At 39.3% G+C, this 13231-nt stretch carries 15 protein-coding genes; 6 read left to right on the top strand and 9 right to left on the bottom strand.

Features of this window, described 5'->3' with window-relative positions; genetic code table 11:
- Positions 1-3 precede the first annotated feature (3 nt).
- The 4 genes from MHI58_RS04515 to MHI58_RS04500 form a co-directional block, all read right to left on the bottom strand.
- Positions 4-792, bottom strand: coding sequence for an ABC transporter permease (locus MHI58_RS04515; RefSeq protein WP_234712545.1), 789 nt, complete (start codon positions 790-792; stop codon positions 4-6).
- 44 nt (positions 793-836) lie between these two features.
- Positions 837-1826, bottom strand: coding sequence for an aliphatic sulfonate ABC transporter substrate-binding protein (locus MHI58_RS04510; protein WP_047947123.1), 990 nt, complete (start codon positions 1824-1826; stop codon positions 837-839).
- Positions 1827-1840: 14 nt separating this feature from the next.
- Complete coding sequence (locus tag MHI58_RS04505; protein ID WP_041507556.1) at positions 1841-2608, bottom strand: ABC transporter ATP-binding protein; 768 nt, start codon at positions 2606-2608, stop codon at positions 1841-1843.
- A gap of 162 nt (positions 2609-2770) precedes the next feature.
- On the bottom strand, positions 2771-2926 hold the full coding sequence (locus MHI58_RS04500) for an FbpB family small basic protein (protein WP_034647783.1): 156 nt from the start codon (positions 2924-2926) through the stop codon (positions 2771-2773).
- Positions 2927-3191: 265 nt separating this feature from the next.
- On the opposite strand from MHI58_RS04500, the gene MHI58_RS04495 reads away from it, so the two are divergent.
- Positions 3192-4484 carry a homocysteine synthase gene (locus MHI58_RS04495; protein ID WP_019743963.1) on the top strand — a complete coding sequence of 431 codons (1293 nt, stop codon included), beginning with the start codon at positions 3192-3194 and terminating at the stop codon, positions 4482-4484.
- A 42-nt stretch (positions 4485-4526) separates the two neighbouring features.
- Here the strand turns inward: MHI58_RS04495 and lepB are convergent, their stop codons facing one another.
- Both lepB and MHI58_RS04485 read right to left on the bottom strand, forming a co-directional pair.
- A complete protein-coding gene (lepB, locus tag MHI58_RS04490) occupies positions 4527-5093 on the bottom strand; it encodes a signal peptidase I (protein WP_039170157.1) in 567 nt (188 codons plus the stop codon).
- Between the two features lie 156 nt (positions 5094-5249).
- The gene (locus tag MHI58_RS04485) at positions 5250-7193 is read right to left on the bottom strand and encodes an LTA synthase family protein (protein ID WP_178929966.1); all 1944 of its coding nucleotides are present in this window, start codon (positions 7191-7193) and stop codon (positions 5250-5252) included.
- 535 nt (positions 7194-7728) lie between these two features.
- Here MHI58_RS04485 and MHI58_RS04480 point away from each other — a divergent pair.
- From MHI58_RS04480 to MHI58_RS04460, 5 genes are all read left to right on the top strand, one after another.
- Positions 7729-8532 carry a DUF2262 domain-containing protein gene (locus MHI58_RS04480; protein WP_041507558.1) on the top strand — a complete coding sequence of 268 codons (804 nt, stop codon included), beginning with the start codon at positions 7729-7731 and terminating at the stop codon, positions 8530-8532.
- An 18-nt stretch (positions 8533-8550) separates the two neighbouring features.
- On the top strand, positions 8551-9240 hold the full coding sequence (locus tag MHI58_RS04475) for a DUF1963 domain-containing protein (RefSeq protein ID WP_368004379.1): 690 nt from the start codon (positions 8551-8553) through the stop codon (positions 9238-9240).
- A gap of 64 nt (positions 9241-9304) precedes the next feature.
- Complete coding sequence (locus MHI58_RS04470) at positions 9305-9598, top strand: hypothetical protein (protein ID WP_024719925.1); 294 nt, start codon at positions 9305-9307, stop codon at positions 9596-9598.
- A gap of 117 nt (positions 9599-9715) precedes the next feature.
- Positions 9716-9907, top strand: coding sequence for a hypothetical protein (locus tag MHI58_RS04465; RefSeq protein WP_045035292.1), 192 nt, complete (start codon positions 9716-9718; stop codon positions 9905-9907).
- A 71-nt stretch (positions 9908-9978) separates the two neighbouring features.
- On the top strand, positions 9979-10524 hold the full coding sequence (locus tag MHI58_RS04460; protein ID WP_041093302.1) for a histidine phosphatase family protein: 546 nt from the start codon (positions 9979-9981) through the stop codon (positions 10522-10524).
- Between the two features lie 42 nt (positions 10525-10566).
- On the opposite strand, the gene MHI58_RS04455 is transcribed toward MHI58_RS04460, so the two are convergent.
- From MHI58_RS04455 to MHI58_RS04445, 3 genes are all read right to left on the bottom strand, one after another.
- On the bottom strand, positions 10567-11271 hold the full coding sequence (locus MHI58_RS04455) for a hypothetical protein (protein ID WP_045035291.1): 705 nt from the start codon (positions 11269-11271) through the stop codon (positions 10567-10569).
- 116 nt (positions 11272-11387) lie between these two features.
- Positions 11388-12182, bottom strand: coding sequence for a phosphotransferase (locus MHI58_RS04450; protein WP_045035290.1), 795 nt, complete (start codon positions 12180-12182; stop codon positions 11388-11390).
- Between the two features lie 427 nt (positions 12183-12609).
- On the bottom strand, positions 12610-13035 hold the full coding sequence (locus MHI58_RS04445; RefSeq protein WP_038475046.1) for a hypothetical protein: 426 nt from the start codon (positions 13033-13035) through the stop codon (positions 12610-12612).
- Positions 13036-13231: the final 196 nt, after the last annotated feature.

The raw sequence follows: 13231 nt of genomic DNA, 5'->3' as shown, positions 1-13231 counted from the left end.
CTATTATTTTTCACCTTGATAACTTATGCGCCATTTGAGCAATCGCTTTTCTAACAGCCGTACAAATGAATCAGTCATCTTACCAACTACCGCAAAGATGATAATCCCTACAAACACTTTATCCGTTTGCGAGAATTGTCTTGCATCCATAATCATGTAGCCGACTCCACTACTCGACCCCATCAATTCAGCCACCACTAAACCAAGCCAGGCAATGCCTAATGAAAGCCTCACGCCCAGAAGAATATGAGGAAGGGCAGCAGGTAAAATGAGCTTTGTGATATTTTGATACAGATTAAACTCTAAAGCGCGAGCCACGTCGAAAAGCTTGTTATCTACACTGCGAATTCCTAGAAAAGTATTGATATAGATCGGAAAAAAAGCCCCAAGTGCAATCAATAAAATTTTCGCTGATTCATCAAAACCAAACCAAAGAATAAATAAAGGAGTCACCGCTAAATGAGGAACTGTTCTCAGCATTTGCAAGGTCGGATCTACATACTGCTCGGTTTTCCTAGAAAAACCGACACACAGACCCATCGCAAGTCCTAAACCTCCCCCAAGTAAAAACCCGCATATTGCTCTGTAGAGACTGATGTAAAGATGGCCAAACAGCTCACCGGAACGAATCAACTCACGAAAAGATTCCGCAATGACAGTGGGTGCAGGTAGTACAGTAGAAGAAACGATTTGGGAAGCAGCAGCTCCCTGCCAAATCGCAATGAGTAAAGCAGGTAATACAAGTCCTTTTAACATGATGAAGGATGAAGCTTTTCTCCTTTTTTTCTTCATTCGCTCAGTTTTAGTCACAAGGGCTGGGTTAGATGCAGCTTTCATCAACTCTTCTCCTCTTTCAGCATTTTTTCAATAAACGAATTATCTACCACCTGATTGACATCAATCTTCCGCTGAATCGCCTTTGTTTGATATTGAAAATCAGCTGTATGCTGCTGAGCGTTTATGATCTTCTTAGAAATGGGCTCATTGAGCGGCTCTGTATTGTTTAATACTTGTGTCACCACCTTCTGATCTAATTGTTTCAAACGAGCATAAAGTGTAATGGCTTCCTGTTGATGGTCTTTCTGCCATTTCACCGCTTTGTCATATACTTTTAAAAATTGCACCACTAGTTCAGGGTACTCATCGGCAAACTTGGATCTGACAAGTGTGAATCCAGGTGAATATAAATCGGTCGCTTCTCCATTAACCAGTAGCTTTGCTCCCTTTTCTATCGTTTCAAGTGATAAGAACGGCTCCCAGATCGACCAAGCATCAACTGATCCATTTTCAAACGCAGATATTGCCTCATCCGGCTGAAGCTGAATGATCTGAACATCCTTTGCAGATAAACCAGCCTGATCTAATACTTTGTATAAAAAGTCAAAACCACTGCTTCCTTTGGCAACGGCGATTTTTTTTCCTTTTAAATCTTCTACTTTTTTAATCTCACTGTTCTTATTCACTAAAATCCCATTCGCCTTTAACCCATCCTGAGATAAACCAATTTCCTTAAAATCAATACCTGCTGCCTGACCAGCTATAACAGGTGAATTACCAACCTGTGAAAAATCTAATTGATTGGCGGCGAGTCCTTCGAATTGGGGAGGACCACTTTGGAACTCCACCCACTTGACTTTCACACCTTCTTTTTCAAATGATTGCTCAAACCACCCTTTTTCCTTTGCTAAAAGAAGTGGGCTTAGACTTTGCTGAATCCCAATCCGAATCTCTTTCGGCTTGTCTTCTGATCCATTCGCTGCTTGACCACACCCAGCTAATACAAGGAGGATACCCAGAAAGAGAACGATCCTTTTTTGCCTTTTCATTCAATTTGACCTCCTTAAATTCCTGAGCCATTCGTCAGTAACAGCTCATCTGTTTTCTCAAATTCTGAAAGCACCCTTTGTCTTAAGCTCTGAAAAGCTGTTGACGTTCTATTCCGCGGGAATGGTAAGTTCACGGGAAGGATTTTATGAATTCGACCGGGTCTTGCTTGTAACAGCACAATTTCATTGGCTAAATAAATGGATTCGTCAATATCATGAGTGACAAGCACCATCGTTGTTCTTTTCTCCTGCCAAATATCCAGCAGTACATCCTGTAAGTGTTTCCGTGTAAATGCATCTAGCGCACCAAAAGGTTCATCAAGCAATAAAATCTCCGGATCACGCAGGAGTGCTCTTGCAATAGCAACACGTTGTGACATCCCGCCTGAAAGCTCATGTGGATAGGCGTGTTCAAAACCTTTTAACCGAACAATTTCAATTAATTCATCCACTTTGCGGCGAACAGCCACCTGTTTTAAATTGAAATTGGCAGCGATATTTTCTTCGACCGTCAGCCATGGAAACAAGCGATGCTCTTGAAAGATAAAGCCCTGTTTCATTCCTGGTTCTACCACACGCCTTTCTCCTATCACGATCTGCCCATCATAATCTGTATCAAGGCCTCCAATCATCTTCAGCAATGTACTTTTCCCGCATCCGCTCGGACCAATCACCGTCACGAATTCACCAGGAACGATGGTGAGCCTTACGTTTTCAAGCACTTGAATGGTTTGTTTGTCTTTCCAAAAAGACTTATCCACAATATCAATGGAAATAGTCATTGCAAGTTCACTCCTCTTGTCATCAGATAAATACACAGAAAGGCCCTTATCCCAAAAGTGAGATAAGAGCCTTCGTGTTGTCCGATCAGCTATTCATATTGAGTTGTTAGCACCATCCTAAATCATATTATTCCTATAAATCAACTATATTTTATAAAATGGTTATTTCGACCTTGTATGCTTTTCATCAATACGATCGTAAATTTCTTCTATTCGTTCTTGATTGCTGTAAATCTCATATTTGTTCCGCTCAATCAAAATGTCTAATGTGATATCCAAATGTTTTCTGTATTTTTTTCGTTTTTTCTTTTTCTCCATCTTCAGCTTCCCTCCTGATTAAAATAAAAAAAGGCCCTTCACTCATGCCTGAGTGAACGAGCCTTCGGTTGACCGATCAGCGATTCTTGTTGGTATTTTCAGTATGCTTATGTTAATACATACTATTCCGACATGTCAACTATATTTATTGTTTTTTCAGATTTATCTAAAAAATGATTGACCGGGCAGTAAACAAGATTTATAGTCTTATTAAATATTTCTTATTAAAGTAGTTGGTTTTATCTAACAAAAGGAGGATACACACATGTCAGAAGAACTTCAATTTCGTTTAGAAACAAAAGCAATACACGCAGGTCAAGAACTGGATTCAGCCACCTATTCAAGAGCTGTACCTATTTACCAAACAAGCTCTTTCGGTTTTAGAGATAGTGAGCATGCGGCGAATTTATTCGGACTTCAGGAACCCGGTAATATTTATTCACGTATTATGAACCCGACAAATGATGTGTTTGAAAAACGGATCGCTGAGCTTGAAGGTGGAATTGGTGCACTTGCTGTCTCCTCAGGACAAGCAGCGACCACTTACTCCATTTTAAACATTGCAGGAGCTGGAGACGAAATCGTATCCTCCAGCAGTCTGTATGGCGGCACATATAATTTATTTGCGCATACCTTGAAAAAACTTGGAATAACAGTAAAGTTTGTGGATTCCTCAAACCTTGAAGAACTTGAAGCAGCCATTACAGATAAAACAAAAGCAGTGTATGCAGAGAGCATCGGAAATCCAAAAGGCGACATTTTACATATTGAAGCCGTATCAGCCATTGCACACAAGCATCATATCCCTCTAATTGTGGATAACACACTTGCCAGCCCTTATTTGTTAAGACCTATTGAATTTGGCGCAGACATTGTCGTCCATTCAGCGACGAAATTCATCGGCGGCCACGGCACATCCATTGGCGGAGTCATCGTCGACAGCGGTAAGTTTCCTTGGGGTGATAGCGATAAGTTCAAAGGCCTGACTGAACCAGACCCAAGCTATCATGGCCTGACGTATACGGAAGCGATTGGTGAAGCGGCTTATATCACAAAAGCACGTGTACAGCTCTTACGTGATCTAGGGGCGGCTTTATCACCATTCAACTCATTTTTACTCTTGCAAGGCTTAGAAACATTGCACCTTCGCCTTGAACGCCACAGTGAAAATGCATTGAAGACAGCACAATTTTTACAAGATCATCCTCTTGTAGAATGGGTCAGCTATCCAGGTCTTGAAGGCCATGAATCCTTTGAGCTGGCTCAAACTTATTTACCAAAAGGACAAGGTGCCATCCTCACATTCGGCATTAAAGGTGGCAAAGACGCAGGAAAAAAACTCATTGATTCGGTTCAGCTTTTCTCACATCTTGCAAACGTAGGCGACTCTAAGTCACTCATCATCCATCCTGCCAGCACAACGCATCAGCAATTAAGTGAAGCAGAGCAAAAAGCCACAGGGGTGACACCAGAACTTATTCGTTTATCTGTTGGAACAGAAGCGATTGAAGATATTCTGGCAGATCTAGAACAGGCGATTTCAAAAAGTCAGTCTTAACCAAACAAAAAAAGCACACGCCTGTGTGCTTTTTCTTATTGATTAGTGATTGATTAAGCGAATATCTTGGAAGGGATAAAACACGAATGATGTTGTCCCTTGAATGTCACTCTTTGTAAAAAGACCTAAACCATTGCGACTGTCCATTGAGTTTTGGCGATTGTCACCCATGACAAAGTACTTTCCTTTAGGGACTGTAAGAGGACCAAAATCAGGTGTCAGCAAGGTGCCATCTGCGGCAGCTTTCTTTTTGTTTGATGCTAAATAAGGCTCCGCCACTTTTTGACCGTTCACATATAGCTGGTCATTTTTCATTTCGATTTTATCACCAGGTAAACCAATCAATCGTTTCACATAGTGAGTACTGCGGTCTTCCCCATCAAGAACAATGATCTGTCCGCGTTTATAATCGCCGAAGTAATCGACTGTTTTATTCACAAACACCCGCTCTGTATCATGCAGTGTCGGTTCCATAGAAGTCCCCTTCACAATATACGGTGCGAATAAAAAGTTACGAATGATAAAAACAGCAATAAATGCGATTAAGATGGCTTTGATCCAGCCCCATAATTCTGATTTCTTTTTTTGTGTTTTTGTATTTGTTGTCATAAGCTCCTCCTGAAATCCCCTAGGACAAAATGAGTTATCGCCAGCTGACCGCTGACGCCACGCTTGTTTCTCCCTAAATATAAACATATTTTGCCAACAAATCAAGCTGTAAGAGAGAAAAAGGCAAGCACCTTTCTGTGCTTGCCCAAAACTCAGTTAGTTAGCAGAAGAATCCTCTTCTGTCTCTTTGTTTGTTTTACCATAGAAATAATCAGATGGATTCACTGGTTTAAAATCAGATAGCTTATGGAATCGAAGAAGATCCCTGTACAGTACTTTATCTGACAGGCTTAACTGATTATCAACACGGGCTTTAATCGCTTCTGTCTTTTTGTTTTGTTTCACCACTTTACCCGTTTTTGTATCGTAGACCGTATTATCTACAAGGGTATATTTTGGTGTCACATAGTTTCCGTTACGGAATGCAACAGTTTGATCATGCTTCTTAGAGAATAAATCTGTTCCAAAATTCACGTACTCATTTGAATCAATACCTTGTAAGTGAAGGAGCGTTGGCATCACGTCTACTTCACCGCCATACGTATGATTCACGCCGCCTTGTTTACCAGGGATACGAATCATGAGCGGTACACGCTGATTTTGTGCATTTTGATATGGCGTAATTTCTTTCCCTTGAATCTCACTCATTGCACGGTTATGGTTCTCAGAAATTCCATTATGGTCACCATATAATAGAATCACTGAGTCTTTATACAGACCCGATTTTTTCAAGTCCTTAAAGAATTGTTCTAATGACTCATCCAAGTATCTCGCTGTTTGGAAATAATTATCCACTGTTTTATCGCCAGTTGTTGCCTTAGCGATTGTCGCATCTTTCTCATCTAAATTAAATGGATAATGGTTGGTCAATGTCATTAAGTGTGCATAAAATGGCTTTTTCATTGATTCTAACATTGGGATTGATTCTTTAAAGAATGGTTTATCCTTCAGACCCATGTTTACAAGGTTTTCTTCATCCATGTTGTAATAAGATGCATCGAAGAATTGATCAATTCCCATATGTTTATAAATCGTGTCACGGTTCCAGAAAGATTTATAATCCCCGTGAAGCACTGCACTCGTATAGCCTGCTTTTTGATCTAAGATGGCAGGAAGTGATTGGAAGGTATTTTCACCTTTTGTCACAAACGCTGCACCCTCTGGTAAGCCAAACATACTATTATCCATCATGAGCTCAGCATCAGAAGTCTTCCCTTGACCAGTCTGGTGGAAGAAGTTATCAAAATACGTAAAATCTTCTTTTCCATGAGCTAGTTTGTTTAAAAACGGCGTCACTTCTTCTCCATTTAACTTGTAGTCAATTAAAAATGACTGGAAGCTTTCTAAATGGATTTTGATGATGTTTTTCCCTTTAGCTTGACCAAAGTATTCTGCATTTGGTTTCGCATAGTGAGAGGTCGTATAGTTCACGACATCCGTTAAATCATCACTACTCGCATTTGCTACTTGCGTTGCATTTTGTGCGGTTTGCACGCCGTCATAAATCGCATAGTTATAAACACCTAAATATTTCACAATATACTTATGATCAAATGTTCTCGTCAATAATTCTGGACGATCTTTTTCAGCTAAGTGTAGGTTAACGAAGAACAGTCCAACACCTGCAGCCACAATCAGCAGTGCGAAAGTTTTTTTCATTTGGAACTTCTTCACTTCTGGTCTCCAAATGACAATGGCAATTAAAATGATGATATCAAGGAAGTACAAAAGGTCATGCGGCTTAATACTTGCTAACACACCGCCGGTCATACCTCCCCCAAGATTACCGGCTTGTTTCATTGTCGGGAATGTTAAAAAATCATCAAAGAAACGATAGTACGCTACATTCGCATATAAAAGTGCGGTCATAATAAAATCAATGACAATTAAAACAATGGCCGATTTACGCCCCTTCAAAAAGAGAGCAAGTCCTAAAAACACGATGGCTGAACTGAATGGATTTAATAAGAGAAGACCCTCTTGAAAAGATCCCTTCACTCCTAAATTAAAGTCCATTTTGTAGGCTGTGTACGATTTTGCCCAAAATAGAAGAACAGCCAAAACAAAAAAGCTATATTTGTTCGCAAATATTTTTTTCATAAAACCTCTTCTTTCTTATTTTCGATCTGATATAAATGAAATCATAAAAAATTTACATTGATTTTGCAAATGTAAATCTTCTGCACCAAGCATTCCGATGCTCTTTTCTCCGCAGGTTACATGTGCTCCTTTAATATAACGAATAAGAAGCATCATAAGTTTCAAAAAAAAATACGAGTAAATAAAAGGAAAAATATCCATTTACATTAAATTTACTGCCGCTTCATGTTTCAGAGAATGATGAAGGTTTTGTAAATCACTCAGTACTACTTTACTTTTTTCATCTAATCGTGTCAAAGTAATTATAAAGAAAAGGAAGAATAACCTAGGCTTTTCGACTCACTTAGCCAAATTTATACAAAATCTGAACCGATTTGCTTTTTTATTGTGACTCAACCTCCAGCAATCCATGTATCCTCTCTGTTGCCACAAACCTAAAAAACAGTTTTAAGCAAAAAAAGCTTGATTTCCCCTGCCAATGTACGGTGTGATAAAGGTATAGCTCCATCAAATAAATCAAGCTGGGGGACATCCTATGAAATCAAACAAACAAATCAACATATTTGAACAAAGATTCTCAGAAGAAGTGATAGACATCATGGCTGTTACAGGACCTTCTGGAGTCGGCGCAGGAAAAGCGGGAAAAGAAACTCTTTGGACTGCTTCAATCCCACTCATTGCATGGAAGGAAAAAGACCGCATCATAACCGAAAAAGTGAGACTGTGCTGGTTAACAGATGAAAAGGGACTACGAGAAAAACAAGCGCAATTACATAAAGAATCTATCGTCACACTTCAAGTACGTAAAGGTGAAGATGAATTCATGCTCGTTTCACTTGTTGATACAGATACTGAAGATAAGGAACTGCAAGAAATATTAGAAGAAGCTCAACAACCTATCTTTTACCACGATGACAAGCTGGGTACCTTTGAATTAGTGAAAGGACTAGACTTATTTGAAACAACCATCCAGTGGGGCAATGAGGAGTGCCTTCTTTACTTCAATCTTGAAGAAGAGGAAGAAATGAATGACTCTCTGAAAACGGCTAGACAACTCGTAGAAGAGCAGACAACATGGGATGCCTCCATGAAGTCATATGCAGCAAATCAGCTGATTGAACTAGCAAAAGATTGGCAGGAACAAGACGACTCCGCTGAACATTCAGAAGAGATCACACCGGATCAATTTATCAGCCGCATCTCTCTTGAAAGCCTCCATGCTTATCCAAATGGAGAATTCGAAGCCTACTATCATGACGGAGATTTATTTTGGGGACATGTCATCATTGTCTCTGGCAATATGAATGGAACATTTCAAGATGCACACATTGCTGGCTAAAGAATGGGGGATGGATAAATGAAGATCAAAGCTTTTGACGAATTAAATCAACTAGGAAAAACACCTATTGTAGCCAAAATAGGCGGGTTTCGCCCTGATCCATCTAAGTACAGCTGGTTTGCTGGTCATTTTTTCATCCAACGTGATAAAGGGTGGCCGGCAGATCAAGATGGAGCTATGATTCCCATTTTACAAATGTATTTACCCGAAGTACCAGGGGGAATGAACGGCTTTGATGAATGTAAGATGATTCAAATTTTCATCAACAAGAAAACCCTTCCGATCGATATCGCCAAAAACGGTGATGGCTGGAAACTCATTGAATATTCATCAATGGAAGGATTAGAAATCGCTGAGACCCCTGAAGACGTGAAAGGAATTAAACCTTTCCAGATAAAGTGGCTCGAAGGGGAACAACCGGATTATCCATGCTGGGAGGAAGCTTGGTCATACGTTGACTTATCAGAGGTTAATGAAAGTGAAGAAGCGACAGATCATTTCTTCGAGCATTACTCAAACTACTCGTTCACAAAAATCGGTGGATACGGAGCTTACATCCAATCTCCTCCCCACCAGATGTCAGGAGAATTCATGCTGCAAATCGCCTCAGAAGAAAAGCCTCGGTTCATGATTGGTGATAACGGCACGATGTATTTCTATTATGACAAAAACAATAAAGAATGGTTCATGCACTGGGATTGTTTTTAAAACCAACTGTATGGAACCATTCCCCTTTCTAATCGTAATAAACGATATGAAGGGGGCCGGTAATATGGGATTCATTTTAGACATCTTCAATCTTGCTCTGTATATCCCTTTTTTACAGGTAGATGAAGATGATATATCACGAAATGCAGCACAGCTAAAAAAATACAGCTGGTTTCAAGCGTTATTAAGTGATCAAACGAGCAGAGAGCTGATCATTTATGATCAAGGAGTCCGCCGTGTAATTGGTCAATTTAAGACGAGTAAACTCCATAAGAAGCCATACAACATCAGATGCGAACGAAAGGTACAACAAGCCATACACCGTGCCATGTCAAAACACGGAAAGATCCGCACTTAGCTGTGGCTCTTTCCGTACAAATGTAGTAAATCCTTTTGAAGAAAACAATTGACGCTCGGACAACTCTCCCCGTATATTATGTATAAATCCATCTTTTTTTAGAAAAGGGGGCCTCACATGCGCTTGTTTAAGAACTGGAGAAAAAAGCAGCACAAACAGCCGATTACTTCAGATACGCAAGAAGACAGCATCCCAATTAATTTTTCTGCCCTTCCCTTTGGCACAGACACCGTAGATGATTTTTTGTTCAACTTAGACCTAACCTCCAAACTGATAGATCCATACAAAGAAGCAGACACGAACAAATAGAACCTAAACTTTCGTGAACCCTCATCCAATATTGGATGATTTTTTTATACTTAGAGGAAGGTGTCTCCCCTATGAAGACATATTATTTCGTCAGACACTGTCAAGCAGATGGACAATCCGAGGATGCGTCTTTAACGCCTCAAGGCATCACACAATCGCATGAACTCGCACAGTTTTTTTCCGGCATTCAGCTCAACCAGATCATCTCAAGTCCTTATAAACGAGCGATTCAAACCGCTGAGCCCCTTGCTTATGCCAAACAAATAAAGGTACAAATTGATAAGCGTCTCTCTGAACGTAGGTTAAGCAGTCAACCAATGGAAGATTGGTATGAAAAACTAAAGCTCAGTTTTTCGGACTTGCATATGACCTGTGAAGGCGGAGAGTCGAGCCAAGAAGCGATGAATCGTATTGTAGAGGCACTCTATGAACAAATAAAATTAGGAAGAGATCATACTTTATTCGCCACTCATGGCAATATTATGAGCCTGCTTCTAAAACACGCCGATCCTGCAATTGGATTCAAGGAGTGGGAACAACTAAGCAATCCAGATGTCTACATCCTGAAATATTTTAAACCAGACCATGTAGAAATAGAAAGAATATGGCATAAATAAAAAAGGCAGGGTTGATCCCTGCCTTTTTCTTATGAAAAACAACTATTGATTATAGTAAAATGTCTGTACCCACTCATAGGGCTTCTTATGATCCGCACACCATTTCACAAAGCCTCTTGTCTCCGTCTGCTGAAATTCCTTCCAGTCCGATAAAAGTTGGTTATAGTAGACTGCTAGTTTTTCAACATTGCTTTGAACATTTTTATCTTCGATCAGTTTCATGACATCTTGAATCCCTTGAATTCGCTCATGATCTTTCTCATAGGTGCTTAAATAAAGATCTTCATGTATATGATGAAACGAATACCACAAAGCCGAGAAATAGGTTTCGCAAATTTGAACAATCACTCGCTGCTCTTTTCTGCCACCCATCTCTAGTGCCTTCAATAAATAGGGCAGCCCTTCCCCCTGATGCACAAACAAGCCTTGCCAGCGATACGGTCTCACATCCATTGGATCAATATTTTCCCACTCTCGAAGAACAGGGTGGATCACCCCATGTACCAATGGATACACAAGCAAATGATGACCATCCTCAAAACGTTCAATGTAATCAAACAGCCAAGCAACAAATGAACGCCGTGCTGTAAATTCGTTCTTATTCATCTCTTCAACAAAAGACTGAAGAACCTTTAACGCATCTTTACGCAGACCCTGTTCTTTCCTTACACAGTACTGTCTAAAAAGCGGATAATCATGTGATCGCTCATCTTCAATCATAGTCTGTAATATCGTCTTCGTTTGCAAGATAACAACTCCGCCTCTTTACATTCATTCTATTGAACTATTATAACCAATTGTAACATCCACAAGAAACTAGTAAAAAGATAAGTTGTCCTTTTTTTATAAAACCCTTGGCATCCTCAAACCCATTCTTTTCTGTGTTCATGAATGAATTGTATGTCTTTTTGATAATGTTCAAGGTGCCCCTCATGAATCATTTTTTGAAAGGCTCTATCCCCTTCATTCGCTTTTCGCTTCATGTATTGACATAAACCTTCTAAACGCAGCAACACCATGTCCACATAATCTTCTGGTATTGCCTCACCATAAGCTTCAAAAAACAGTTTGACTCTATACTTTATATGGGCTGCATGCTCTAATGTATGATAATTTACGACCTCCCCTGTTTCAGTACGAAAAAACCTACTGAGAGGGACACAAGTATAGAGAGTATATGCAATATCCCAAAGCCTTGGACCAGGGGCAGCTACATCAAAATCAATGATTCCCACTGGGTTTTTATCTTTGAAAATGATGTTGTACATCGCAAAATCATTATGGCACACAACCTCTATGTTGTTAGGCGTATTGTCCATTCGTTCCCAATCGTCTGAAATGGGAAAATCACAAACAGCATCATGATACAGTCTAAGCATTTTCGCTATTTCTTTTAAAGCATTGTGAGAGCACATGTATTCTTTTAAGGGATCATGACCGGCTACACCTTCAATGAAGGACAAGATCTCTCTACCTTTTTCATCAACCCCTAAAAACTTTGGAGCATAGGAGAAATTCTTTTTTTCTAAATGCTTTAGTAGCTTTTGTATATTCATATTGTCTGACTTTACCTCTCTGCGAACCGTATCTCCCGAACGATATACGTTCGAGACATTTCCACCTGTCAATAACTCTTCATGATCATTTTGTTTTTTCATAAATTCTCCTCCAAACTGGGCCACAATGATGATGCCAGCTAAAGATGCGTATGTACCCACAAATATTCATTTAGTTACACAAAGGTAATTCACTGTTTTATGTGAATGCGCTAATCCATTTTGTTTCCTTATATGGTTAAATGTATCGTACCAAATGTTGCAAATCATCTAAAGTTTATTCTGTTAAAAGTAGTACATGCTCATTCTCTTCTAATAGGATTCTATTTTCATCTAAATAACTCATTTAAACCACAAAAAACGTTTCACCACGAGGGTGAAACGTTGGGTTCACGGTAAAAACCGATCATGAAACTTTTAATATTAATAGATACCGGTGGCCGGAGTCGAACCGACACTACGTGATAAATGATTCCAAAAAGGCAAGGTATACCCTCTTAAAGTAAAGCAGCCGTTAATGAAATAAGAATTAAAGTTCTTCTTGATATATTGCTGATTTTATCGGCTTTAAAGTCAAAGGAATTTTAAACTCATGAATACTTTCAATATGATTAAAAAAATGATCTATATCGTCATAATCCATTGACCATTCTTCTACCACCTTTAACTTTTTTAACTCGCTTGTTGGTTTAAATAAAAATTCACAGTGCAGTTGTTCCATGTGAGAATAATCATCTTCTTCATAAATTGTAAACTGCCGTACAAAATCAAGATGAAATAGTTCCTCTCCTGTAAAATCATAGACACCACACTGAAATAAAATTTCTTTATCTTCTTCGCCCTCAACGGTCTCCTTTGAAAAAGCCTTAAATGTTTCCCAAACCTTTTTTATCTCATCGGTATCTTCACCGATGCTATCTTTAAGATAACTTTCAGCATTTTTAACCGTAATCATTACAACACCTCCTATGTACAATTGATCCAATCCATCTTCAATTGTCCTGCCCCTTTAGTTTAATCATAAGGTAACCATCAATAAAGTAAAAGTCAATCTCCTTAGAATGGCCCTCAGCAAAAACCGTTTTTTCACCATTTGAAGTAATTTTGTCATGTGAAAAACTAGCTAAAACAAATAAAAAACGCCTCTCTAC

It is taken from the genome of Bacillus sp. FSL K6-2869, assembly GCF_040869405.1.
GTDB lineage: Bacteria > Bacillota > Bacilli > Bacillales > Bacillaceae > Bacillus > Bacillus altitudinis.
This window is presented reverse-complemented; position numbering and strand designations above follow the sequence as displayed.

What these genes read in the sequence shown, in the direction of transcription:
- MHI58_RS04475 (WP_368004379.1), top strand. Translation starts at nt 8,551, where the DNA reads ATGAAGATCAAAGCTTTTGACGAATTAAATCAACTAGGAAAAACACCT.
- MHI58_RS04460 (WP_041093302.1), top strand. Translation starts at nt 9,979, where the DNA reads ATGAAGACATATTATTTCGTCAGACACTGTCAAGCAGATGGACAATCC.
- MHI58_RS04515 (WP_234712545.1), bottom strand. Translation starts at nt 792, where the DNA reads ATGAAGAAAAAAAGGAGAAAAGCTTCATCCTTCATCATGTTAAAAGGA.
- MHI58_RS04510 (WP_047947123.1), bottom strand. Translation starts at nt 1,826, where the DNA reads ATGAAAAGGCAAAAAAGGATCGTTCTCTTTCTGGGTATCCTCCTTGTA.
- MHI58_RS04485 (WP_178929966.1), bottom strand. Translation starts at nt 7,193, where the DNA reads ATGAAAAAAATATTTGCGAACAAATATAGCTTTTTTGTTTTGGCTGTT.
- MHI58_RS04480 (WP_041507558.1), top strand. Translation starts at nt 7,729, where the DNA reads ATGAAATCAAACAAACAAATCAACATATTTGAACAAAGATTCTCAGAA.
- MHI58_RS04450 (WP_045035290.1), bottom strand. Translation starts at nt 12,182, where the DNA reads ATGAAAAAACAAAATGATCATGAAGAGTTATTGACAGGTGGAAATGTC.
- lepB (WP_039170157.1), bottom strand. Translation starts at nt 5,093, where the DNA reads ATGACAACAAATACAAAAACACAAAAAAAGAAATCAGAATTATGGGGC.
- MHI58_RS04470 (WP_024719925.1), top strand. Translation starts at nt 9,305, where the DNA reads ATGGGATTCATTTTAGACATCTTCAATCTTGCTCTGTATATCCCTTTT.
- MHI58_RS04495 (WP_019743963.1), top strand. Translation starts at nt 3,192, where the DNA reads ATGTCAGAAGAACTTCAATTTCGTTTAGAAACAAAAGCAATACACGCA.
- MHI58_RS04465 (WP_045035292.1), top strand. Translation starts at nt 9,716, where the DNA reads ATGCGCTTGTTTAAGAACTGGAGAAAAAAGCAGCACAAACAGCCGATT.
- MHI58_RS04500 (WP_034647783.1), bottom strand. Translation starts at nt 2,926, where the DNA reads ATGGAGAAAAAGAAAAAACGAAAAAAATACAGAAAACATTTGGATATC.
- MHI58_RS04445 (WP_038475046.1), bottom strand. Translation starts at nt 13,035, where the DNA reads ATGATTACGGTTAAAAATGCTGAAAGTTATCTTAAAGATAGCATCGGT.
- MHI58_RS04505 (WP_041507556.1), bottom strand. Translation starts at nt 2,608, where the DNA reads ATGACTATTTCCATTGATATTGTGGATAAGTCTTTTTGGAAAGACAAA.